General features: G+C 71.2%; 21 protein-coding genes and 1 pseudogene. 12 read left to right on the forward strand and 10 right to left on the reverse strand.

Going from position 1 to position 22714, the window contains the following annotated elements; translation table 11 throughout:
- The first annotated feature begins 21 nt into the window (after positions 1 to 21).
- On the forward strand, positions 22 to 471 hold the full coding sequence (trxC, locus tag Talka_RS05320; protein ID WP_143890085.1) for a thioredoxin TrxC: 450 nt from the start codon (positions 22 to 24) through the stop codon (positions 469 to 471).
- Between the two features lie 14 nt (positions 472 to 485).
- On the opposite strand, the gene Talka_RS05325 is transcribed toward trxC, so the two are convergent.
- Together Talka_RS05325 and Talka_RS05330 are read right to left on the reverse strand one after the other, a co-directional pair.
- Positions 486 to 1844 carry a multifunctional CCA addition/repair protein gene (locus tag Talka_RS05325; RefSeq protein WP_143890086.1) on the reverse strand — a complete coding sequence of 453 codons (1359 nt, stop codon included), beginning with the start codon at positions 1842 to 1844 and terminating at the stop codon, positions 486 to 488.
- A gap of 3 nt (positions 1845 to 1847) precedes the next feature.
- Positions 1848 to 2165 carry a metal-sensitive transcriptional regulator gene (locus Talka_RS05330; RefSeq protein WP_143890087.1) on the reverse strand — a complete coding sequence of 106 codons (318 nt, stop codon included), beginning with the start codon at positions 2163 to 2165 and terminating at the stop codon, positions 1848 to 1850.
- 208 nt (positions 2166 to 2373) lie between these two features.
- Between Talka_RS05330 and Talka_RS05335 the strand changes: the two genes are divergently transcribed.
- Both Talka_RS05335 and Talka_RS05340 read left to right on the forward strand, forming a co-directional pair.
- The gene (locus Talka_RS05335) at positions 2374 to 2967 is read left to right on the forward strand and encodes a DUF302 domain-containing protein (RefSeq protein ID WP_246100584.1); all 594 of its coding nucleotides are present in this window, start codon (positions 2374 to 2376) and stop codon (positions 2965 to 2967) included.
- Between the two features lie 56 nt (positions 2968 to 3023).
- Positions 3024 to 4295: an OmpP1/FadL family transporter gene (locus tag Talka_RS05340; RefSeq protein ID WP_143890088.1), complete on the forward strand. Its 1272-nt coding sequence runs from the start codon at positions 3024 to 3026 to the stop codon at positions 4293 to 4295.
- Positions 4296 to 4437: 142 nt separating this feature from the next.
- On the opposite strand, the gene Talka_RS05345 is transcribed toward Talka_RS05340, so the two are convergent.
- Together Talka_RS05345 and Talka_RS05350 are read right to left on the reverse strand one after the other, a co-directional pair.
- On the reverse strand, positions 4438 to 5394 hold the full coding sequence (locus Talka_RS05345; protein ID WP_143890089.1) for a complex I NDUFA9 subunit family protein: 957 nt from the start codon (positions 5392 to 5394) through the stop codon (positions 4438 to 4440).
- 39 nt (positions 5395 to 5433) lie between these two features.
- Positions 5434 to 7452, reverse strand: coding sequence for a lytic transglycosylase domain-containing protein (locus Talka_RS05350; RefSeq protein WP_143890090.1), 2019 nt, complete (start codon positions 7450 to 7452; stop codon positions 5434 to 5436).
- A gap of 10 nt (positions 7453 to 7462) precedes the next feature.
- Between Talka_RS05350 and Talka_RS05355 the strand changes: the two genes are divergently transcribed.
- A complete protein-coding gene (locus Talka_RS05355) occupies positions 7463 to 8101 on the forward strand; it encodes a 5-formyltetrahydrofolate cyclo-ligase (RefSeq protein ID WP_143890177.1) in 639 nt (212 codons plus the stop codon).
- A 2-nt stretch (positions 8102 to 8103) separates the two neighbouring features.
- Here the strand turns inward: Talka_RS05355 and Talka_RS05360 are convergent, their stop codons facing one another.
- The 3 genes from Talka_RS05360 to icmF all read right to left on the reverse strand — a co-directional run bounded on the left by Talka_RS05360 (position 8104) and on the right by icmF (position 12150).
- Positions 8104 to 8517: a type II toxin-antitoxin system VapC family toxin gene (locus tag Talka_RS05360; RefSeq protein WP_143890091.1), complete on the reverse strand. Its 414-nt coding sequence runs from the start codon at positions 8515 to 8517 to the stop codon at positions 8104 to 8106.
- Positions 8508 to 8756 (reverse strand): AbrB/MazE/SpoVT family DNA-binding domain-containing protein, encoded by a 249-nt coding sequence (locus tag Talka_RS05365; protein WP_143890092.1) that lies wholly within the window; start codon positions 8754 to 8756, stop codon positions 8508 to 8510. Before Talka_RS05365 ends, Talka_RS05360 begins: the two co-directional genes overlap by 10 nt.
- A gap of 88 nt (positions 8757 to 8844) precedes the next feature.
- A complete protein-coding gene (gene icmF, locus Talka_RS05370) occupies positions 8845 to 12150 on the reverse strand; it encodes a fused isobutyryl-CoA mutase/GTPase IcmF (protein WP_143890093.1) in 3306 nt (1101 codons plus the stop codon).
- Between the two features lie 214 nt (positions 12151 to 12364).
- Between icmF and Talka_RS05375 the strand changes: the two genes are divergently transcribed.
- The 3 genes and pseudogenes from Talka_RS05375 to Talka_RS05385 form a co-directional block, all read left to right on the forward strand.
- Positions 12365 to 12610, forward strand: a complete 246-nt coding sequence (locus Talka_RS05375; protein ID WP_143890094.1) for a metal-sensitive transcriptional regulator — start codon at positions 12365 to 12367, stop codon at positions 12608 to 12610.
- Between the two features lie 28 nt (positions 12611 to 12638).
- Positions 12639 to 13763, forward strand: a complete 1125-nt coding sequence (locus Talka_RS05380) for an MBL fold metallo-hydrolase (RefSeq protein ID WP_143890095.1) — start codon at positions 12639 to 12641, stop codon at positions 13761 to 13763.
- Positions 13764 to 13828: 65 nt separating this feature from the next.
- A pseudogene (locus Talka_RS05385) lies at positions 13829 to 14632 on the forward strand (type III pantothenate kinase); the annotation flags it as partial.
- Positions 14633 to 14636: 4 nt separating this feature from the next.
- Here the strand turns inward: Talka_RS05385 and Talka_RS05390 are convergent.
- Complete coding sequence (locus tag Talka_RS05390; protein WP_143890097.1) at positions 14637 to 15848, reverse strand: M20 aminoacylase family protein; 1212 nt, start codon at positions 15846 to 15848, stop codon at positions 14637 to 14639.
- A gap of 107 nt (positions 15849 to 15955) precedes the next feature.
- On the opposite strand from Talka_RS05390, the gene Talka_RS05395 reads away from it, so the two are divergent.
- The gene (locus Talka_RS05395) at positions 15956 to 18052 is read left to right on the forward strand and encodes a molybdopterin-containing oxidoreductase family protein (RefSeq protein WP_143890098.1); all 2097 of its coding nucleotides are present in this window, start codon (positions 15956 to 15958) and stop codon (positions 18050 to 18052) included.
- 58 nt (positions 18053 to 18110) lie between these two features.
- Here Talka_RS05395 and Talka_RS05400 read toward each other — a convergent pair whose 3' ends face one another.
- Both Talka_RS05400 and Talka_RS05405 read right to left on the reverse strand, forming a co-directional pair.
- Positions 18111 to 18380 carry an acyl-CoA-binding protein gene (locus Talka_RS05400; protein WP_143890099.1) on the reverse strand — a complete coding sequence of 90 codons (270 nt, stop codon included), beginning with the start codon at positions 18378 to 18380 and terminating at the stop codon, positions 18111 to 18113.
- A gap of 132 nt (positions 18381 to 18512) precedes the next feature.
- Positions 18513 to 18986 carry a ComEA family DNA-binding protein gene (locus tag Talka_RS05405; protein ID WP_185970064.1) on the reverse strand — a complete coding sequence of 158 codons (474 nt, stop codon included), beginning with the start codon at positions 18984 to 18986 and terminating at the stop codon, positions 18513 to 18515.
- A 224-nt stretch (positions 18987 to 19210) separates the two neighbouring features.
- Between Talka_RS05405 and rfbB the strand changes: the two genes are divergently transcribed.
- The 4 genes from rfbB (at position 19211) to Talka_RS05425 (ending at position 22615) form a co-directional block, all read left to right on the forward strand.
- Positions 19211 to 20314, forward strand: a complete 1104-nt coding sequence (gene rfbB / locus Talka_RS05410) for a dTDP-glucose 4,6-dehydratase (RefSeq protein ID WP_143890101.1) — start codon at positions 19211 to 19213, stop codon at positions 20312 to 20314.
- Complete coding sequence (rfbD, locus tag Talka_RS05415; RefSeq protein ID WP_143890102.1) at positions 20311 to 21279, forward strand: dTDP-4-dehydrorhamnose reductase; 969 nt, start codon at positions 20311 to 20313, stop codon at positions 21277 to 21279. The genes rfbB and rfbD overlap by 4 nt, the downstream gene beginning before the upstream one ends.
- 86 nt (positions 21280 to 21365) lie before the next feature.
- On the forward strand, positions 21366 to 22052 hold the full coding sequence (locus tag Talka_RS05420) for a hypothetical protein (RefSeq protein ID WP_143890103.1): 687 nt from the start codon (positions 21366 to 21368) through the stop codon (positions 22050 to 22052).
- Complete coding sequence (locus tag Talka_RS05425; protein WP_143890104.1) at positions 22049 to 22615, forward strand: FlgO family outer membrane protein; 567 nt, start codon at positions 22049 to 22051, stop codon at positions 22613 to 22615. Before Talka_RS05420 ends, Talka_RS05425 begins: the two co-directional genes overlap by 4 nt.
- The last annotated feature ends 99 nt before the right edge of the window (positions 22616 to 22714 follow it).

Raw genomic sequence — 22714 nt, forward strand, 5'->3', positions numbered from 1 at the left:
GACCCGTTGGAGAGCCCCGCCATGACCGCCGAGACCCTGCACGTCGTCTGCCCCCATTGCCACACCACCAACCGCGTGCGCGCCGACCAGCTCGACCGCGCGCCGGACTGCGGCCGCTGCCACCAGCCGCTGTTCACCGGCCACCCGGTGGCGCTGGACGAGGCGGCCTTCGATCGGCACGTCACGCGCAGCGACCTGCCCGTGCTGGTGGACTTCTGGGCGCCGTGGTGCGGGCCGTGCCGCATGATGGCGCCGCACTTCGAGGCCGCGGCGCGCCAGCTGGAGCCGCACGTGCGGCTGGCCAAGGTCAACACCGAGGACGAGCCGAGCCTGGCGGCGCGCTTCGGCATCCGCAGCATCCCGACGCTGGCGCTGTTCAGCGGCGGGCGCGAGGTCGCGCGCCAGCCGGGCGCGATGGGCCAGGCCGACATCGTGCGCTGGGTGCAGGCGGCGCTGGCGGCGCGGCGCTGAGGAGCGGGTCGGCGTCACGTGGTACCGCCGTTGGCCGCTTCCGCCTCCGCCGGGGCCGCGCCGTCCTGAGCCGCCAGCGCCTGCGCCACGGCCTGCACGCGCGCGCGCTCGATGGCGGCGCCGATGCGCGGGCCAAGGTCGGGCGCGTCCGGCTTCTGCGCTTGAATGGCGGCGGCGATCGCCGCGGTGTCCACCGCCAGCGCCGCCTGCAGCGCGGCGCGCAGCCGGGCCGCTTGCGGGTAGGGCTGATCCTCACGGTGCAGGCGGCCGCGCGCGTCGCATTCGCAGGCCAGCAACACCTGCTCGAAGCGCTGCGGCCGGCGCAGCGCGTCGCAGCGCTGCAGCAGCCGCAGCGTGGCTTCGGGGCCCAGTTGCCCGCAGCGGTGGATGTGGCCGTGCTCGCGCGCCACGACGTCGGCCAGCTCCTGGCATTCGCGCGGCACGCGCCAGCGCGCGCCCACCTGCCGAAGCAGCCGCGCGCTGCGCGCTTCGTGGCCATGGTGGCGCGGCAAGATCTCCGGCGGCGTGGTGCCTTTGCCCAGGTCGTGGCCGAGGCAGGCGTACCGCACCGCCAGCGGGGCTTGCAGCCGCGCGGCCATGTCCAGCACCATCTCCAGGTGCACGCCGGTGTCCACCTCGGGGTGGTGGTCGGCGCGCTGCGGCACGCCCCACAGCCGGTCCACCTCCGGCAGCAGCACGCGCAGCGCGCCGCAGTCGCGCAGCACCTGCAGCATGCGCGAGGGGCGCGGCTCCATCAGTCCGCGCGCGATCTCCTGCCAGACGCGCTCGGGTACCAGGTGATCGACCTCGCCACGTTCCACCATGGCGCGCATCAGCGCCATCGTCTCGGGCGCCACGGTAAAGTCCGGCCAGCGCGCGGCAAAGCGCGCCAGCCGCAGGATGCGCACCGGATCCTCGGCAAAGGCCGGCGTGACGTGACGCAGCACTTTGGCGGCCAGATCGCGCCGGCCTCCATACGGATCCACCAGGCGGGGGTCGTCGGGGTCGAAGCGGCCGTCGGGCCGCAACGCCGCAGCCGGCAGCGCCATGGCGTTGATGGTCAAATCGCGCCGCGCCAGATCTTGCTCCAGCGTGACATCCGGCGCGGTGTGAAAGACAAAGCCATGGTAGCCGTGCGCGACCTTGCGCTCGGTGCGCGCCAGCGCATATTCCTCGTGCGTCTGCGGGTGCAAGAAAACCGGAAAATCCCGCCCCACCGGCACGAAGCCTTGCGCCGCCATCGCTTGCGGGGTGGCGCCCACCACCACCCAGTCGCGATCGGACTCGGCTGCCGGGCTGCCCGGCGTCGCCGCGCCGTGGAGATGGCGCATCAGCGCGTCGCGCACCGCGCCGCCCACCAAGAAGAACTGCACGTTTTAAGCGTATTTTTCCAGAATGCGCGTGGAGCGCTCGACCTCGCGCAGCGTCTGATCGTCGGCCACCGCCACCGATTCCATGACCGAGCAGGCCATCATGCGGAAAAACGCTTTGTCCATGGCCTTGCGCGCCGCCGACATCTGCTGCGCCACGTCTTCGCAGGGGCGGCCGGCTTCCACCATTTCGATCAGCGCGCGCACTTGGCCTTCAATGCGTTTTAAGCGGTTGACCACGTCGCGCTGGTGCTCGCTGCGGTAGCGCGCCGAAGTCGGCGGGCACGTGGCCGGAGAAGACGGTGGGGCGGAGGTGCGGCTCATGACAACGACAACCTGGGCATCGGCAAGTGTATGGGCCACAGTGTGCCAAAAAAGCCTGGGGCGCGCGCATCGGTGGCGGTGCGCCGTGGCTTTTTGGTGCTCGATAACCCTACCCTCTAGGGTAACACCGGATGCGCAGCTCATTACCCTGACTTAACCTGATTGTTGCTGATTTTTGTCAAACCATCAGCGAGAAATGGAGGGCGACATGACCAAGAGCCAGGAAAACCCGCCCCGAATGGCGCGCCTCATCGGCGCGTGGGTGTTGGCAGTGGCACTGCCGTTGTCGGGCTGCGGCACGCTGGCCACGATCGGCAAGCTGGAGGACGGCGCCGGCGCCGAGGCGATGAAGATGTGGGACCGCTGGATCGAAGGCGGCGGCGACATCGCGGTGGCCACCACGTGGGAGCGCAAAGTCAAGCCGGGGCTGACGGTGGCGGAGGTGGAAGAAATCCTGCGCAACGTGATGGTGGAGCGCAACATGAAGGACGTCGGCACGCTGCCGTTGTCCAAGGAGCTGGAAGCGCGCTCCGGCAAGAAGGAGCCGGTGCTGACGATCTATCAGTTCTGCAGCCCCAGCATCGCGCGCCGCATGGCCGACTTCAGCCCGCACATGGCCGCCTACATGCCATGCCGCATCGCGCTGGTGGAGCGGCCCGACGGGCTGTGGCTCTACACGCTCAACATGGACATGATGGTCAAGATGGGCCGCAAGCTGCCCTCGCCGCTGAAGGAGGAAGCGTGGAGCGTGCGCGAGGCCGTCTGGGACATGATGGAGCGCGCCGCCAAAGGCGAGCTGTAAAAGCAGCCCAGCCACAGAGAGTTTCCCCACTCACCGACAACGCAGAGGAGAACCGCATGATCACCACCCACACGCCGCTGGGGCGGCTGCGCCGTGCCGTGGCCGCCGCCGCGCTGTTGGCCGCCGCGCCCTGGGCGCAGGCCACCAACGGCTACTTTCCGCACGGCTTCGGCCTGAAGGCCAAGGGCATGGGCGGCGCCGCCATCGCGCTGGCGCACGATGCGTTTGGCGGCGTCAACAACCCCGCCGCGGCGGCCTTCGCCGGCAACCGCTGGGACGTCGGCGCCGAGCTCTTCCGTCCCTACCGCGACGCGCAGTTCGTCGGGGCGACGCCGGTGGTGGAAAGCGGTCGCACGGCGTTTGCGATCCCGGAGTTCGGCGCCAACGTCAAGCTGTCGGAGAAGCTGGCGCTGGGCGTGACCGTGTATGGCAACGGCGGCATGAACACCTCCTACGCGCCGTTTCCCAATGGCGTCAACCTGATGGGCGGTCAGGGCAAGCTCGGCGTGGACTTGATGCAGCTGATCGTCGCGCCGACGCTGGCCTACCAGGTGGCCGACGGGCACGCGCTGGGGATTTCGCCGCTGCTGGTGCTGCAGCGCTTCGAGGCCTACGGTCTGCAGGGCTTTTCGACGATGTCGCAGTCGCCGGGCGACGTCACCAACCGCGGCAAGGACACCAGCACCGGCATCGGGGTGCGCCTGGGCTACTTCGGCAAGCTGGGGGATCGCGTCTCGGTCGGCGCGGCCTACTCGCCCAAGACCGACATGAGCCGCTTCGACAAGTACAAGGGGCTGTTCGCCGGCGGCGGCGACTTCGACATTCCGGAGAACTACGGCGTCGGCGTGGCGGTGCAGCTGACCCCGGCGCTGACGGTGGCGCTGGATGCCACGCGCATCAAGTACGGCGGCGTGCCCTCGATCGCCAACGGCAGCCTGAGCCAGCTGATGGCCGGCCAGCCGCTCGGCGCGGCGGCGGGGCCGGGCTTTGGCTGGCGCGACGTCGGCGTCGTCAAGGTCGGCGTGCAGTGGCAGGCCAGCCCGCAGTGGACGCTGCGCGCCGGCTACAACAAGGGCGACAACCCGATCCGGCCGCAGGACGCGATGTTCAATGTGCTGGCCCCCGGCGTGATCCGCGAGCACCTCACCTTCGGCGCGACGTATGCGCCGGACAAGGACACCGAGTGGACGTTCGCGCTGTGGCACGGCCGGCGCGAGACGGTGGTGGGGCCGAGCGTGGACTTCATGTCCGGCGCGATGAACCCCGCCGGCACGCGCATCGGCATGCACCAGAACGGCTTCGGGTTGCAGTACAGCCGCAAGTTCTGACCGCCTGCGCTGCCGCGGGCGGCGGGTGGGCTGCTTAAGCATGGCCCGCCGACGTTCCTCTGGCGTGGGGGGATCCCCGCGTGGGTCTGGCCCGGGGCGCCCGCGGCGCGAGCCGCCGCCCGTCCCGGGCCTCTTTTTGCCGTCAGCGGCGCAGGTGGGCGGTGCGGCGCATGCCGATCAGCGGGTCGGCCGGGCCGTCGAGGTCGAGGTAGCGCGCCGCCACCGGCTCCACCGCGCTGGGCACGAGGCCCAAGTCAACCAGCGTCGGCAACGCGCCGCTGGCGACGTTGGGCACCTCCAGCGAGCGCAGGTTGTCGGTGGTCAGCAGCGGCTCGCCCGGCATCAGCTCCATCAGCAACGCTTGCACGTAACCGAGGGCGCGCGGCAGCGGCAGCACCGGGCGCGGGTGGCCGCTGAGCCGCCCGGCCAGCCGCACCAGATCCGCCAGCGTCCACACCTCCGGGCCGACCGCCTCGAAGGTGCGCCCGATGGTGTCGTCGCGCCGCAGGCAGGTGACGATGGCCTGCGCCACGTCGCCGACCCACACCGGCTGAAAGCGCGCCTGCGCGCCCGCCAGCGGCACCACCGGCAGGCTGCGTTGCAGCCGTGCGAACAGGTTCAAAAACCGATCTTCGGCGCCGAAAATGACGCTGGGGCGCAGCAGCGTCAGCGCCAAGCCTTGGGAGGCCAGCGCCTGCAGCGCGCGCTCACCCTGGCCCTTGCTGCGAAGGTAGCGCGACGGGCCGGCCGGGTCGGCGCCGAGGGCGCTGACGTGCACCAGGCGGCGCACGCCGGCGGCCAGCATCGCCTCGCCAAGCCGCTGCGGCAGCGCCACGTGCACGCGCTCGAACGCCGCGGCGCTGCCGTGCAGGATCGCCACCAGGTTGACGACCGCATCTACTCCTTGCAGCAGCGCAGTCAGCGTGGCGGCGTCGTGCACGTCCGCCGGCACCACCGTCACCAGCGGCAGCATCTGCACCACCTTGGCGTGCTCCGGGTGGCGCGTTGGCACGGTGGCCCGGATGCCCATGCGGTTGAGATGTTCGCAAACGTGGCGGCCAACGAAGCCGGTGCCGCCCAGGACGAGCACGTGGTTCATGGTCTCCTCGCAGTTGGTGGCGCGCTGCGGCGCGGGGCCTCAGGGCAAGTCGGCATCAGCGGCGCGCGCGGTGGCCAGGCGCGGCCCGATGGGCCCCCCCAGCCGCGCCGATGGCCGCTGAGGCTGCCCGCTCAGCAGCGCGGCGTAAACGTGGGTATTGGCCAACACCCGCTTGACGTAGTCGCGCGTTTCGTCAAACGGGATGGTTTCGATCCATGCCGCGGCTTCCAGCATCGGCCCCTGACGCCATTGGCGCGGACGTCCTGGGCCCGCATTGTAGGCGGCGGCGGCCAGCGCCAGCGAGCCCTCAAAATCGTCCAGCACCAGCTTGAGGTAGGCGGTGCCCAGCATGAGGTTGACGTCGGGGTCGTCGATGTGGTGCGGCTGAAAGTCGCGCAGCCCGATTTTGCGCGCCGTCCAGCGGGCGGTGGCCGGCATCAGCTGCATCAGCCCGCTGGCGCCGGCGTGCGAGCGCGCGTCCGTCACGAAGCGGCTCTCCTGCCGGATCAGCCCATAAACAAAAGCCGGGTCGAGGCCGATGGCGCGCGCGCGCGTTGTCACCTGCTCGCGCAGCGGGGTGGGGTAGCGCTGCGCGATGTCCACCTGCTGGCGCGTGCGGCTGCTGGTGTTGATGCAGCGGTCCCAGACCGCGCGTTCGCACGCCCAGGCCGCGGCGGCCAGCAGTTCGCGCTCCGGCAGGCCGCCGGGATCATGCAGCGCCACCTCGTAGTGCCACTCGCGCACGCCTTCCGTGCGCAGACCCCACTCGATCAGCAGCAGCGCGCGCTGCAGCCCGGGCAGCGCGCGCACCGCGGCGCGCTCGGCCGCGGTCGGCGGCGGCGGCGCCGGCGGCAGCGTCACCGGCTGGCCCAGCGCCTCGGCGGCCAGCTGCTCGTAGAACCCTTCCGGCCCGGCGATGCGCTGCAGCAGCGCGCGCGCCGGCTCCGGCTGGCCCGCGGCCTGCAGCGCGCGCGCCTGCCAGTAGACCCAGGCGGGATCCTGTTGCGCCTGCGGCGACAGCAGGCCGATGGCGCGCCGCACCGCGGCCCAGTCGCTGGCGCGCAGCGCGGCCCGCACGTGCCAGGCGCGCCACTCATCCGGCAGCGTCGCTTCCCAGGTGCGGGCGAAGTGATCCGCCGCTTCCGGTTGCTGGCGCAGCGCGGCGCGGCGCCCGATCGCGCCCCACACCCAGGCGCGTTCCTCGGCGGTGAGCTGGGTGCGCCAACGCGGCTGCTGTGCCTCGGCCGCGGCGGCCTGCGGGTCTTGAGCGGCCAGGCGGATCAGCGCCAGCGTGACGATTTCCTTGGTACGCGGGCGCACTGCGGTCAGCTTGTCGTCCAGGTAGCGCTGCGGCGCGTTGAAGACGCGCTCCACCAAGGGCGCGGCGTCGGCATCCAGCAGCGCCACCGCCTGCGCGGCCACGGCCAGCCGACCCGCTTCCATGCCGAGACGTGCGCGCTGCCAGGCCACCTCGGCCGGCAGCGCCCCGGCGGCGATCAGCCGCCCCGCGGCGCGCGCGCACCCCGGGGCGGCGCTGCGCTGGCCCAGCCACGCGGCGCGCACCGTCTCGGCCACGCTGGCGGGGCTGGCGGCACCGGTCTCCACCTGCGCCAGCGCGACCCAGCAGCGCACCTCCGGATCGTCGTTCATGCGAAAGCGCGGCGCCTCCTCCAGCAGCGTGGCCCAGTCGCCGCGCGCGCCGAGCAGCAGCAGCCAGTCGTTGCGCAGCCGGTCTTCCCAGTAGCTGCCGGCCCAGCGCGACAGCACTGCGCGCACCTCCTCGGTGCCAGCGCGGTCCAGCCGGGCGCGCAGCAGCCAGTAGTCGGCCAGCGGCTCGGTCAGGTGACCGTTGAGCCGGGGCCGCAGCCCCGCCAGGCGCGCCGTATCGCCTTTTTGAAACGCCTCGCGCATCTGCAGCAACGCCTCACGACGCGCGGCTTCCTCGTCGCTGGCTGTCTGGGTCTGGCCGTGGGCAGGCAGCAGCGCGGCGGCGACCAACGCAGCGCTCAGCGCGCCGCGCAGTGCCGTTAAGATGCGAAGGCAGGCTCCCGATCGCATGGGCGACATTATGGACAAGCTCGATTGGGCGCACCAGCCCGAGCCGCTGGATGCCGCGCAGCGCAAAGCCTACTGGCGTCGGCGGCTGGTGGCTGAGCGCCAGCGCCTGCCGGATCGGCTGGCGCGCAACGAGGCGCTGCAGCGCGTCATGCGCGTCTGGATGGTCGGGCGCGCCGACGCCATCGTCGGCGCCTACTGGCCGATCAAGGGTGAGTTCGACCCGCTGCCGGCGCTGTACCGCTGGCAGGAGGCCGCCAACGTCGAGGACGCGCGCGCGGCGCGCCAGCAGCGCCGCATCGCGCTGCCGGTGATCGACAAGGTGGCCGGCACGCTGCGCTTCCACGTCTGGTACCCCGGCTGCCCGATGGAGGAGGACGCCTACGGCATCCCGAAGCCGAAGGACACCGAGGTGGTGCAGCCGACGCTGCTGTTCGTGCCGTGCGTCGGCTATGGGCCAGGCGGCGTGCGGCTGGGCTACGGCGGCGGCTTCTACGACCGCACGCTGGCGCAGCTGCGGCCGCGCCCGGTGACGGTGGGGCTGGCCTACGCCAGCGCCTTCGTGCCGTGGCTGCAGCCCGAGCCGCACGACGTGCCGCTGGACGCCATCCTGACCGACCAGGGCGTGGCCTGGCCGGTGGGCGACGACTGACCTTACGTCTCTTCGCCGGGCGGCACGACCGCTTTCAAGCCCAGCACCGAGGGCAGTTGCGCGGCCGCCGTCCGGTCAAACGTCAGCATGGCGTCGGCGCCCATCTGGACACCCGCGCAAGCGATGGCGCCATCGGCGAAGTCTCCGTCGGCGGCCAGCATGGCCAGACCCGCGCGGACGGCCTCGCGGTCGCAGACCACCCGATCCACGTCCATCAGCGTCCCGATGGCGTGCGCCACCTGCTCTGCGGAATAACGGTAGCCGCGCAGCAGCACCCACGCGAGCTCGCACCAGACCGGCAGCGGAATCACCAGGCGATCGGCCGCGCGGATGACGCGCAGGGCGGCCTCGGCCTGAACCGGGTCATCGCGCGTGGCCAGCCGGACGAGGATGTTGGTGTCCAGCGTCAGCGGCATCGGCTCGTCCAGCCCTCACGCGTCCATTCGTCGAGTTCGTCCAGGCTCAGCGCCCGCGCCGGCGGCGGCAGGCAGCCGACGTAGTCGTCCAGCGTGCGCCGTACCCTCGGGCGCAGGGCCAACCCGCCGTCCGGCAGCGGTTCGACTTCGACCTGCTGGCCGGGCGTGACCCCGAGGCGTTGCAGCCAACGACGGGGCAGCGTGATCTGCCCTTTGGCGGTGACGGTCAGCGTACCCATCGCGATCCTCCGGTACGTCGTTCAACCTGGACGGATCCTTCAACCTTAGCACGTCTGCCGCCGGGGCGCCGAGCGGCGGCGTCCTGACTCAGACGTTGCGCCGGTACTGGCCGCCGACCTCGAACAGCGCCTGGGTGATCTGGCCCAGCGAGCAGCAGCGCACCGCGTCCATCAGCACCTCGAAGACGTTGCGGTTCTCGATCACGGCGTCCTTGAGCCGCTGCAGCATCGCCGGCGCCTCGTGCGCGTGGCGGGCGTGGAAGTCGCGCAGGCGCTGCAGTTGCGACTGCTTTTCCTCCTCGGTGGAGCGGGCCAGCTCCAGCGACTCGGGGATCGGGTCGCCGTGCGGGTTGCGGAAGGTGTTGACGCCGATGATCGGCAGCTCCCCGGTGTGCTTGAGCATCTCGTAGTGCATGCTCTCGTCCTGGATCTTGCCGCGCTGGTAGCCGGTCTCCATCGCGCCCAGCACCCCGCCGCGCTCGGCGAGGCGCTCGAACTCGGCCAGCACCGCCTCCTCCACCAGGTCGGTCAGCTCCTCGATGATGAAGCTGCCCTGGTTGGGGTTTTCGTTCTTGGCCAGCCCCCACTCGCGGTTGATGATGAGCTGGATGGCCATCGCGCGGCGCACCGATTCCTCGGTCGGCGTGGTGATGGCCTCGTCGTAGGCGTTGGTGTGCAGGCTGTTGCAGTTGTCGTAGATGGCGATCAGCGCCTGCAGCGTGGTGCGGATGTCGTTGAAGGCGATTTCCTGCGCGTGCAGGCTGCGCCCGGAGGTCTGGATGTGGTACTTGAGCTTCTGGCTGCGCTCGTTGGCGCCGTACTTGTCGCGCATCGCCACCGCCCAGATGCGCCGCGCTACGCGACCCAGCACGGTGTACTCCGGATCCATGCCGTTGCTGAAGAAGAAGCTCAGGTTCGGCGCGAAGTCGTCGATGTGCATGCCGCGCGCCAGGTACGCCTCCACGTAGGTGAAGCCGTTGGCCAGGGTGAAGGCCAGTTGGCTGATCGGGTTGGCGCCGGCCTCGGCGATGTGGTAGCCGCTGATCGAAACCGAATAAAAGTTGCGCACATTGTGGTGGACGAAATACTCCTGGATGTCGCCCATCACCTTGAGGCTGAAGTCGGTGGAGAAGATGCAGGTGTTCTGGCCCTGGTCTTCCTTCAGGATGTCGGCCTGCACCGTGCCGCGCACGTGGGCCAACACCCAAGCTTTGATGTCAGCCGCTTCGGCTTCCGTGGGCTCGCGTCCATGCTCGGCGCGGAACTTGTCGATCTGCTGATCGATGGCGGTGTTGAAGAACATCGCCAGAATCGTTGGCGCGGGGCCGTTGATCGTCATCGACACGCTGGTGGAGGGGTCGCACAGGTCGAAGCCGCTGTAGAGCGCCTTCATGTCGTCCAGCGTCGCCACGCTGACGCCGGAGTTGCCGACCTTGCCGTAGATGTCCGGGCGCGGATCCGGGTCGTGGCCATAGAGCGTGACGGAGTCGAACGCGGTGGACAGCCGCTTGGCCGGCATGCCCTCCGACAGCAGCTTGAAGCGCCGGTTGGTGCGGAACGGGTCGCCCTCGCCGGCGAACATGCGCGTCGGGTCTTCGTTTTCGCGCTTGAATGGAAAAACACCGGCGGTGTAGGGGAAGTAGCCGGGCAGGTTTTCCAGCATCAGCCACTTCAGCAGCTCGCCGTGGTCTTCATATTTCGGCAGCACCACCTTGCGGATCTTGTTGCCCGACAGCGTGGTGTGCACCAGGCGCGTGCGGATTTCCTTGTCGCGGATGCGCACCACGTGCTCGTCGCCGGCGTAGGCCTTTTGCATGTCGGGCCACTGCGCCAGCAGCTTGCGCGCGTCGGCGTCGAGCCGCTGCTCGCGCTGCTGCGCCAGTTCCAGCGCCGCCTCGGCGGCCTTGGGCTTGTCGGGCTTGGCCTCGGCCAGCATCGCAGCGGCGGCGCGCAGCTGCTGCGCCTCGCGCGCCAGCCGCGCCTGCGCCTGCACGCGGCGCTTGTAGGCGCGCACGGTGTCGGCGATCTCGGCCAGGTAGCGGCTGCGCTGCGGCGGCACGATGGCGTTGAGCATCGTGCTGTGGCGCGTCTGGACGCGCGGCAGTCGCCCGCCGTCGGCGCCCAGCGGCAGCTTCAGGCCGAGTTCCGCCAGCCGCGCCTTCAGCGCTTGATACAACGCCGTGACGCCGTCGTCGTTGAAGCGCGCGGCCATGGTGCCAAACACCGGCATGTCCTGCGGCCGCTTGCCCCACGCCTCCTTGTTGCGCTGCACCTGCTTGGCCACATCGCGCAGGGCGTCCAGCGCCCCCTTGCGGTCGAACTTGTTGATCGCGACGAACTCCGCAAAGTCCAGCATGTCGATCTTCTCGAGCTGGCTGGCGGCGCCGAACTCCGGCGTCATTACGTAGAGCGGCACATCCACCAGCGGCACGATGGCGGCGTCGCCCTGGCCGATGCCGGAGGTCTCCACGATCACGAGGTCGAAGCCGGCCACCTTGCAGGCGGCGATCACGTCCGGCAGCGCCGGGTTGATCTCGCGGCCGAAGTCGCGCGTGGCCATCGAACGCATATAGACGCGCGGGCCCTGCTGCCACGGGCCGATGGCGTTCATGCGGATGCGGTCGCCCAGCAGCGCCCCGCCGCTCTTGCGCCGGCTCGGGTCGATGCTGAGGACGGCGATGCGCAGCGCGTCATCCTGGTCCAGCCGCAGGCGGCGCACCAGCTCGTCGGTCAGGCTGCTCTTGCCCGCGCCGCCGGTGCCGGTGATGCCCAGCACCGGCACGCGCGCCTGCGCCGCCTCCTGCCGCAGCGCCTGCACCAGCGCCGGGTCGGCCTTGCCGTTTTCCAGCGCGGTGATCAGCTGCGCCAGTGAGCGCCAGGCCGCGTCGCTGTGGCCGCGGATCGCCTCCAGCGTGGTCGGCGCATGCACCGACAGGTCGTGGTCGCAGCGCATGATCATTTCGCCGATCATGCCCTGCAGGCCCATGCGCTGGCCGTCCTCCGGGCTGTAGATGCGCGCCACGCCGTAGTCCATCAGCGCGCGGATCTCGCTGGGCACGATGACGCCGCCGCCGCCGCCGAACACCAGCACGTGCGCGCCGCCGCGCGCGCGCAGCTGATCGACCATGTAGGTGAAATACTCCATGTGGCCGCCCTGGTAGGAGCTGACGGCTACGCCCTGCACGTCTTCCTGCAGCGCGGCAGTGACGACTTCATCCACGCTGCGGTTGTGCCCGAGGTGGATAACCTCCGCCCCCATGCTCTGCAGGATGCGGCGCATGATGTTGATCGCCGCATCGTGCCCGTCGAAGAGGCTGGCGGCGGTGACGAAGCGCACCTTGTGCGTCGGACGGTATTGGGCCAGGGCCTGATAATCGGCGGCGAGCTGGGTCATACGGGGCTCCTCGGGCGGGACGCAAGCGCGAAGAATGACGTTTACGTAAACGTCAATCGTAAAGCGTTTGACCCTGCTTGACCATAGGGATCGACCCGCAAAGCCCGCCGCGGCGCGGCGAGGGCTTGTCCCCCACGGCAAGCCAAGCAGGTTGACCACGGTCAACGGCCCCGATACCATACCGAGTATTAACCACGTCTGCCAGGCAACGGCCATGACCACCGTCCATGATCCCGAGCGCAAAAAAGCCCTGCTGCTGCGCCTCAAGCGCGTGGAAGGGCAGTTGCGCGGCATCCAGCGCCTCATCGAAAGCGAAGCCGATTGCGAGCAGGTGGCGCAGCAGTTGGCCGCGGCGCGCAAGGCGTTGGACAAATCGTTTTTCCTGATGGTCGGCTGCGTGATGGCGCAGGGCGATGCCCCGCCGGATGACGTGGCCGATCTGTTGGCGCGCTTCGCTTAAGGGGCGGTTTGCGCCAGAATGGCCCGATATGCGTCCGATCCAGCTGTTCGATCCCGATTCCTGCACCTACACCTACGTGCTGTTCGACCCCGACACGCGCGAGGCGCTGATCCTCGACCCGGTGGATGAGCAGCTCGAGCGCGACTTGCAGGTGCTGCGCGACCATGCCTTGCGGCTCGTGTGGGTGGTGGAAACGCACGCGCACGCCGACCACATCACCAGCGCGCTCAAGCTGGCGGAGCACACCGGGGCGCGCACCGCAGCGCCGGCGGCCTGCGGCATCACCACCGTGCACCGCGCGTTGCGCGATGGCGACGAGCTCGCCTTTGGCGCCCAGCGCCTGCGGGCCTTGGCCACGCCCGGCCACACCGCCGGCAGCATGAGCTATGTGTGGGAGGTGGATGGGCAAACGCACGTTTTCACTGGCGATACGCTGTTGATCGAGGGCTGCGGTCGCACCGACTTTCAGTCCGGCAGCGCCGAGGCGCTCTACCGCAGCATCACCGAGCGGCTGTTCACGCTGCCCGACGAGGCCATCGTCTGGCCCGGTCACGACTACCACGGTCGCACGCATTCCACCATCGGCCACGAAAAGGCGCACAACCCGCGCCTGGCTGGCAAGTCGCTGGCGGAATTTGTGGCGCTCATGAACAACTTAAACCTGCCGCGGCCCAAACGCATCGACGAGGCGGTGCCGGCCAACCTGCGCGGCGGTATCCGCCATGACGCCGACGGCGCTGAGCGCGAGGCGCCGCGTCCCGCGCAAGGCTACGCCGGCGACGTGGCGCCGGAGCTGGCCTGGCGCTGGGTGCAGGAGGGCCGCGCGCTGCTGGTGGACGTGCGCACCGACGCCGAGCGCGAGTGGGTTGGCTTTGTGCCTGGCGCGCACGCGCTGGCGTGGAAGCAGTGGCCCGGCATGCAGCCCAATCCCGCCTTTGACGACGGCGTGCGCCAGCTCGCCGCCGAAGGCAAGCCGCTGCTGATGCTGTGCCGCAGCGGGGCGCGCTCGATCGCCGCGGCGCGCCGCGCCACCGAGCTGGGGGCGGTCGCTTACAACATCTTGGAAGGCTTTGAGGGCGACCTCGACACGCACGGCCACCGCGGGCGGCTGGGCGGCTGGCGCATGCGCGGCTTGCCGTGGCGCCAGAACTAAGCTGAGCGCGATCGCTGTCGCGCCGGTGCAAGGGAGGCGGCGGCGCGCGGCGCTAAGATGTCTCTATGACCGCCGGTTGTGGGCCAGCCGAACCCTCTACGCTGTTGGCGTTGGACGTGGGCAACACGCGTCTGAAGTGGGCGCTGTATGACGCGCCGCGCCCGGGCGCGCGGCTGCTGGCGCACGGGGTGCAGTTTCTGGAAAACATCGAAGCCTTGGCCGAAGGCGACTGGCGCCAGCTGCGGCCGCCGCGCTGGGTGCTGGGCAGCATCGTGGCCGGCGCCGGCGTGCGCCACCGTGTCGAGGAGCAGCTGGAGCAGTGGGACGCCCAGCCGCAGTGGGTGGTGCCGCGCGCCGAGGAGGCCGGCGTCGTCAACGGCTACGACCACCCGGCGCGGCTCGGCTCGGACCGCTGGGTGGCGATGATCGGGGCGCGCCAGCGGCTGCTGGCGCGCGGGCAGCACCGCCCGTGCATCGTCGTCATGGTCGGCACCGCGGTGACGGTGGAGGCGCTGGACGCCAGCGGCCGCTTCCTCGGCGGCATCATTCTGCCGGGGCACGGCATCATGCTGCGCGCGCTGGAGTCCGGCACCGCCGGGCTGCACGTGCCTACCGGCGACGTGCGGCCGTTCCCCACCAACACCAGCGACGCGCTGACCTCGGGCGGGACGTTCGCCATCGCCGGGGCGGTGCAGCGCATGTGGGACAACCTGCGCGTGCACACCGGGCAGGTGCCGGTGTGCCTGATGACCGGCGGGGCGGGCTGGAAAATGGCCCCGTATCTGACGGTGCCGTTCGAACTGGTGGAGGGGTTGATCTTCGACGGGCTGCTGACGATCGCCGCCAGCCGCTTCGGGCAGGCGGCAGCCCGGCTCAACGGGGCCGCGCCAGCCAGCGCTGCGCCAGCCGCACCCAGAAGCTCGCCCCCGGCGCAATCAGCGCATCGTTGAAGTCGTAGCGCGGGTGGTGCAGCGTGCACGCTCCGGCGTCGTGGCCGGGGCCGTGCGCGGCGCGGTGCGCGCCGTCGCCGTTGCCGATGAAGAGGTAAGCCCCGGGGCGCGCCTGCAGCATGTAGGCGAAGTCCTCCGCGCCCATCGTCGGCTCCTGCGCGTGCACGGCCTCGGCGCCGACGACCTCGCGCGCCACCTCGGCCGCGAACGCCGCCTCGGCCGCGTGGTTGACGGTGGGCGGATAGTTGCGCCGCAGCGCGAAGTCGGCCTGCAGCCCGTGCGCCGCGGCCACGCCGTGCGCCAGCTCGCGCAGGCGCTGCTCGATCAGGTCGAGCGTCTCGACGCCGAAGGTGCGCACCGTGCCCTGCAGCTCCACCCGGTCGGGGATGACGTTGGTGGCCTCGCCGGCGCGCAGCATCGTCACCGACACCACCGCGGCGTCGATCGGCTTGATGTTGCGCGCCACCACCGTCTGCCACGCCAGCACCAGCTGGCAGGCCGCCGGCACCGGGTCCGCCGCCAGGTGCGGCAGCGCCGCGTGCCCGCCCTTGCCGGTGAGCGTGCAGCGCAGCTCGTTGCTGGAGGCCATCACCGGCCCGGGGCTCACCGCGAAGTGTCCCGCCGGCAGCCCGGGCCAGTTGTGCAGCGCGAACACCGCCTCCACCGGCCAGCGCTCGAACAGGCCGTCGGCGATCATCGCGCGCGCGCCGCCGCCGCCTTCCTCGGCGGGCTGGAAGATCAGCACTACCGAGCCGTCGAAGTCGCGCGTGCGCGCCAGATGCCGCGCCGCGGCCAGCAGCATCGCGGTGTGGCCGTCGTGGCCGCAGGCGTGCATGCGCCCGGGGTGGCGGCTGGCGTGCGCGAAGGTGTTGCGCTCGGTCATCGGCAGCGCGTCCATGTCGGCGCGCAGGCCGATCATGCGGCCGCAGGCGCCGCCGTCGCGGCCGTGCACGACGCCGACCACGCCGGTCTTGGCCAGCCCCCGATGCACCTCGATGCCCCACTCGGCCAGCCGTGCGGCGACCAGCCCGCTGGTGCGGCGCTCCTCGAAGCACAGTTCGGGGTGGGCGTGCAGATCGCGGCGCAGCTCGGCAAAGCGCGCCGCCTCGGCGACGATCGGCTCGATCAGGTTCATGGCGGGCATCGTAGCGCGCCGCGCCGGGGCGGGGAAGGGACGCGCCACAAGCCCGCGGCGGCGGCGCTGGCTTGGTGCGCCGCTCCGATGCCGCCTATCATCCGCGGATGCACGCCGACCCTCACGCCGCCGAATCCGTCGCGCCACGCACCGTGCTCGGCGCCTGCCCGCACGACTGCCCTGACACCTGTTCGTTGGTCACCACCGTGCAGGGCGGGCGCGCCGTGCGGCTCGTGGGCAATCCGGATCACCCGCACACCGCCGGCGTGCTGTGCACCAAGGTCAGCCGCTATCTGGAGCGGGTCTATCATCCCGGGCGCCTGCTCGAGCCGCTCAAGCGCATCGGCCCCAAGGGCAGCGGCCGCTTCGCGCCGGTGTCGTGGGACGAGGCGCTGGACGAGATCGCCGCGCGGCTGCGGGCGATCGCCGCGCGCGACCCGCAGGCCATCCTGCCCTACAGCTACGCCGGCACGATGGGGCTGGTGCAGGGCGAGGCGATGGCGGCGCGCTTCTTCCATCGGCTCGGTGCCTCGCGCCTGGAGCGCACGATTTGCGCCAGCGCCGGTGCGGCGGCGCTGGAGACGACGCTGGGCGCCAAGGTCGGCATGCCGGTGCAGGCGTTCGCGCACAGCCGCGTGATCCTGATCTGGGGCAGCCACAGCATCGCCAGCAACCTGCACTTCTGGCGCCACGCGCAGGAGGCCAAGCGCCGCGGCGCGCAGCTCGTCTGCATCGACCCGCGCCGCACCGAGACCGCCGAGAAATGCCACCAGCACCTGGCTGTGCTGCCCGGCAGCGACGCGGCGCTGGCCTACGCGCTGATGCACGAGGCCTTTGCGCGCGGCTGGGCCGATCTGGACTACCTGCAGCGGCACACGCTGGGCTGGGAGGCGCTGCGCGAGCGCGCGCTGCAGTGGTCGCCGTCTCGTGCGGCCGAGGTGTGCGGCGTGCCGGCGGCGCAGATCGAGGCGCTGGCGCGCACGGTGGAGGCGGCGGTGCGCGCCGGCGAGCCGGTCGGCATCCGCCTCAACTACGGCATGCAGCGCACGCGCGGCGGCGGCAACGCGGTGCGCGCGGTGGCCTGCCTGCCGGCGGTGTGGGGCGCCTGGCGGCACCGCGGCGGCGGGCTGCTGCTGTCGAGCTCCGGCGCCTACCCGGTGCGCCGGGACGCACTGCACCGCCCCGACCTGCTGGCGCGCAGCGCGTGCCCGCAGCCGCGCAGCGTCAACATGAGCACGATCGGCCAGGCGCTGCTGCACCCGGGGGACGCGGCCTTCGGCCCGCGCATCGAGGCGCTGATCGTTTACAACAGCAACCCGGCGGCGGTGGCCCCCGACGGCGGCCAGGTGCAGCGCGGGCTGCGCCGTGAGGATCTGTTCACCGTGGTGCTGGAGCAGTTCGCCACCGACACCGCCGACCTGGCAGACTTCGTGCTGCCGGCCACCACGCAGCTGGAGCACTGGGACATCCACCTCAGCTACGGCCACACCGACGTGCTGCTGAACCGCCCGGCGATCGAGCCGCTAGGGCAGGCGCGGCCCAACACGGCGATCTTTCGCGCGCTGGCGCAGCGGCTGGGGTTCGACGAGCCGTGCTTTGCCGACGACGACCTGACGCTGTGCCGGCAGGCGTTCGGCGATGCGCTCGATTTCGAGGTGCTGCTGGCGCGCGGCTGGGTCAGCCTGCCGTGGCCGGAAACGCCATTTGCCGACGGCGGCTTTCCGACGCCGTCGGGCAAGTGCGAACTGGCCAGCCCCCGGCTGGCGGCGCTGGGGCTGGATCCGCTGCCGCAGGTGCTGCCGAACCACGAGCCGCCTGGGGCCGATCCCCGCTATCCGCTCGCGCTGATCTCGCCGCCGGCGCGCCACTTCCTCAACTCCACCTTCGTCAACGTGGTGTCGCTGCGCGACGCCGAGGGCGAGCCGGCGCTGGAGATCCACGCCGACGACGCCGCGGCGCGCGGCATCGCCGACGGCGACTGGGTCGAGGTGTTCAACGACCGCGGCGCCTGCCGCCTGCGCGCCCGCGTCAACGGGCGGGCGCGGCCCGGCGTCGTGGTGGGGCTTGGCATCTGGTGGCGCAAGCTCAGCCCCGACGGGCGCAACGTCAACGAGCTGACCAGCCAGGCGCTGACCGACCTGGGCGCCGCGCCCACCTTCTACGACTGCGCGGTGCAGGTGCGCCGTGTGGCCGCGCCGGCGTGAAGGCCCGCTGGGGCCGTCCGGGCGTCGGTCCCTTCGCGGGGACGCTGCGCCTGCGCGGTCAGTCCAGCGTGGCCACGAGGTCGGCGTAGCGCTGCATCGCCTCCTCGCGGCTCACGCCCTTGAGCTTGCTCCAGGCGTCCCACTTGGCGCGCGCCACGAGGTCGGTCAGGCTCGGCTTCGGGCTCGTGTTGTCGCCCTCGGTGGCCTGCTTGTAGAGGGCGTAGAGCTGCAGCAGGGTGGCGTTGTCCGGGCGTTCGGTGAGGGTCTTGACGCGCTGCAGCGCGGCGTCGAACGCGGCTTGGGCGGGGGTTGAAGCAAGGGTCGTCATGGTCAGCAATGATACGAACGTTCGTTCGTGATTGCAAATGCCGCTCCGGCTGCGCGGTGGCTTGGCGCGCAGAAGCCCTCCTAACCCCGGCGGCCATGGGGGCAGCGCGCCCAGGGACGATCCGCGACACGCTCACTGGGCTGCCGCGTGGGGCTGCGACAATCCCGGAATGGCCGGGTAGGCGTGCGGGGGCGGCGCGGGGCCCCTGCGCGCCGGCGGCGGCGCAGCCTTCGGCGAGGCGGCGGCCTCGTCCGTCACGCGCGTCGAGGGGGACGGCAGCGGCTGCGGGACGGCCGGGCCGGCATGGCGGGCGGCCTCGGCACCGTAGCTGCGACCGTCGATGCGCAGGCCGTGCAGCGACAGCTTCTGCGCCGTTTTGACGCCAACGCCCGGCACCCGCTGCTCGAAATCAGCCCAACTGGCAAACGGCCGCTGCGCGCGCGCCTCGACGATGCGCGCGGCCAGCACCGGGCCGATGCCGCGCACCGTCTGCAGCTCCGCGGCGCTGGCGCGGTTGGCTTCCACCTGCGAGCGCGCGCCGCCAGCCCAGCCCAACAACGCGACCGCGATCGCCGCGGCCACCCCTCTTCGCACGACTGCCTTCATCGGCCCAAACCCCCCTTGAACCTTGCAGCATAGCGGCTTTTCCCGCGCGGCGGTTGCCGTCTGCCTGGCGTCCGAAGAGCGCCGCGCTGGCCTGGAGCGGTCGGGTTGCGCAGCCCCTTTTGCCGCCGCGCCATCCCAGGAGACCGTCGCCCCCGTGCCACAATCCCTGCCGCCCCGCAGTCCCATCCATGGGGGATCAACTCAACCCTTCGCTGACCGTTGCCATGACCATCCTCGTCACCGGCGGCGCCGGCTTCATCGGCGCCAACTTCGTCCTCGACTGGCTGCAGCACCACGACGAGCCGGTCGTCAACCTCGACAAGCTGACCTACGCCGGCAATCTGGACAACCTCGCCAGCCTGCAGGGCGACGCGCGCCACGTCTTCGTGCGCGGCGACATCGGCGACCGCGCGCTGCTGGAACGGCTGCTGCAGCAGCACCGTCCGCGCGCGGTGCTGAACTTCGCCGCCGAAAGCCACGTCGATCGCTCGATCCACGGCCCGGAGGATTTCATTCAGACCAACGTCGTCGGGACCTTTCGCCTGCTGGAGGCGGTGCGCGGCTACTGGAGCGGTCTGCCGCAGGAGGAGCGCGCGGCGTTTCGCTTCCTGCACGTCAGCACCGACGAGGTCTATGGGACGCTCGAGCCCGACGATGCGCCGTTTGCCGAGACCCACCGCTACGAGCCCAACAGCCCCTACAGCGCCAGCAAGGCCGCCAGCGACCACCTGGTGCGCGCCTGGCACCACACTTACGGCCTGCCGGCGCTGACCACCCACTGCTCCAACAACTACGGGCCGTATCACTTCCCGGAAAAGCTGATCCCGCTGATGATCGTCCACGCGCTGGCGGGCCGGCCGCTGCCGATCTACGGCGACGGCCGGCAGGTGCGCGACTGGCTCTACGTGCGCGACCACTGCGCCGCCATCCGCCGGGTGCTCGAGGCCGGCCAGCCCGGCCAGACCTACAACATCGGCGGACGCAACGAAAAGACCAACCTCGAAGTCGTGCAGACGATCTGCGCGCTGCTGGACGAGCTGGCCCCCGCGCCGCAGCGCGGCGTGCGCGACACCCGCAGCGGCCAGCCGATCGCGCGCTACGCCGAGCTGATCACCCACGTGCCGGACCGCCCCGGCCACGACCGGCGCTACGCCATCGACGCGCGCAAGATCGAGCGCGAGCTCGGCTGGCGCCCGTCGGAGACCTTCGACAGCGGCATCCGCAAGACCGTGCAGTGGTATCTCGACCACCCCGACTGGGTGGCGCGCGCGCAAAGCGGCGCCTACCGCGATTGGCTGACGCGGCACTACGGGGCGGCGCTGGCATGAGCGCGCCGCGCCTGCTGCTGCTGGGGGCCCACGGCCAGGTCGGCTGGGAGCTGCAGCGCGCGCTGCAGCCGCTGGGCGAGGTGCTGGCGGTGAGCCGCGCCGGCGCGCCGCATCCGCAGGGCGGCGCCCCGCTCGTCGGCGACCTGGAGGACCTGGAGGGGCTGCGCCGGACGGTGGCGGCGCTGCGGCCAGCAGCGATCGTGAATGCCGCCGCCTATACCGCCGTCGATCAGGCCGAGCGCGAGGTCGAGCGTGCGCGCCGCATCAACGCCGAGGCCCCGGGCGCGCTGGCCGAGGCCGCTGCAGCCTGCGGCGCGTGGCTGGTGCACTACAGCACCGACTACGTGTTCGACGGCCAAGGCGAGCGGCCGTGGCGCGAGGACGACGCGCCCGCGCCGCTCAACGTCTATGGCGCCACCAAGCTTGCCGGCGAGGAGGCCATCCGCGCCGCGTGGGGCCGCCACCTGATCCTGCGCACGCAGTGGGTCTATGGCGTGCGCGGCGGCAACTTCGCGCGCACGATGCTGCGCCTGGCCCGCGAGCGCGAACGCCTCACGGTCGTCGATGACCAGTGGGGCGCGCCCACCGGCGCCGACCTGATCGCCGACGTCACCGCGCACGCGCTGGCGCGCCTGCTGCGCGAACCCGACGCCGAGCGGCTCGCCGGCACCTACCATCTGGCCGCCGCCGGCGCCACCACTTGGCACGGCTACGCCCGCTTCCTGATCGAGCAGGCGCGCGCACGCTGGCCCGACGCCGGCTGGCGCGTGCAGGCCGTCGAGCCGATCCCCTCCAGCGCCTACCCGACGCCGGCGGCGCGCCCGCGCAACGGGCGGCTCGACACCGCGCGCCTGCGCGCCACCTTCGGCCTCAACCTGCCAGACTGGCGCGCCGGTGTGGCGCGCTGGGTGCAAAGCGTTGCACCGCCGCCACTGCTGACGCCCGCCAGCGGGGTCAGGGATTGACCGTCGCCGCGCTCCCTGTTACTGTCAAATGATGTTTTCGATACCAGCACCGCGCTGGGCACACAATCCGAAAAAAAGGGGAACCTGTGAACTTGCTTCGATCGTCATGGCTGGTGGCCGCTGCAGCCGGATGGTTGCTGGCGGGCTGCTCGCATGCCCCGATACCGGTGGCGGAAAACTTTCCTTACTCAGCGCAGAAAAAAGTTCGTTCTGCGGGGCACTGGGACGTGGTGGCGCAGCACGCCGCCGTCACGGCGCTGGAGCGCCTGGGGCAGGCCGGCGGCAAGGCCGAGCCGATTCGCGTGGTCTTGCCCGAGCCGGCCAGCACGTTCGACCGCACCTTCCGTGACCTGCTGATCACGCATTTGGTGACCTCCGGCGCCACCGTGGTGGAGCGCGCCGATGCACCGCTGCAGCTGTCGGTGCAGGCGCGGCTGGTGCGCCACGACAGCGACCGCCCGCACTTCATCCCGGGGTTTTTCACTGCGCTGACCGCGGGGGTTTACGTGGCCCACTACCTGGGCGTGCACGCACACCAAGACGCCGCGATGCTGGGCGGTTTGGGCTACGCGGCGCTGGCGGATGTGGCGCGCAGCCAATACAGCGGCGGCCCCACCCACACCGAGCTGGTGCTGACCACCACCATCATGCAAGGCGAGCGTTACCTGGCGCGTCACACCAACGTGTATTACATCGAGGATCGCGACGTCGGCCTGTTTGCGCCGCCGCCGCGCCTGCTGCCAACCCGTGAATTCAAGGTGGTGTCGCCATGAGCCCGCGCCACGCTTGCATGGTCTTGTCGCTGGCGGCGCTGCTGGGTTTGGGCGGCTGCGCCGCCACCCCCGCCAGCGCGCCTATGGTGCCCACCTACGACCAGGCGTTGGCGCATCCCTTCATCAAGGCCAACCGCGACGCGGCCCGCGCCTTGGTGGTCGGCCTGCCGCCGCTGGACATTGGCCCGGTGCTGGTGGCCACCGTGGTGGATGTCAACGACCTGCGCGTGTCTTCGCCGCTGGGTCGCACGCTGTCGGAGCAATACGCCTCGGCCATCGCCGCTGCCGGGGTGGACGTGCGCGAAATGAAGCTGCGCGGCGAAGTGTTCGTGCGCGAGCAGACCGGCGAGCTGCTGCTGTCGCGCGAAATCAAAGACATCGCGCACAGCCACCATGCCCGTTCGGTGCTGGTGGGCACTTACTCGGTGGCCGGCAACGTCGTCTATATCAGCATCAAGCTCGTGCGCACCGACACCAGCCAGATCCTGCGCGGCTATGATTACGCGCTGCCGCTGGACGCGGAAGTCAAGCGTCTGGTGCGCCGGCCTGGCGCCGAGCTCTAAAGCCTGGCGCTGTTTCACGACGCCGTCACCATCTTGTTGAACGTTGGCGTGGGCCGCCTCCCCTCGTGGGGGTCGCGGCCCATGTTGGTTTGAGATCGA

The sequence above is a fragment of the Tepidimonas alkaliphilus genome (assembly GCF_007556595.1).
GTDB lineage: Bacteria > Pseudomonadota > Gammaproteobacteria > Burkholderiales > Burkholderiaceae_C > Tepidimonas > Tepidimonas alkaliphila.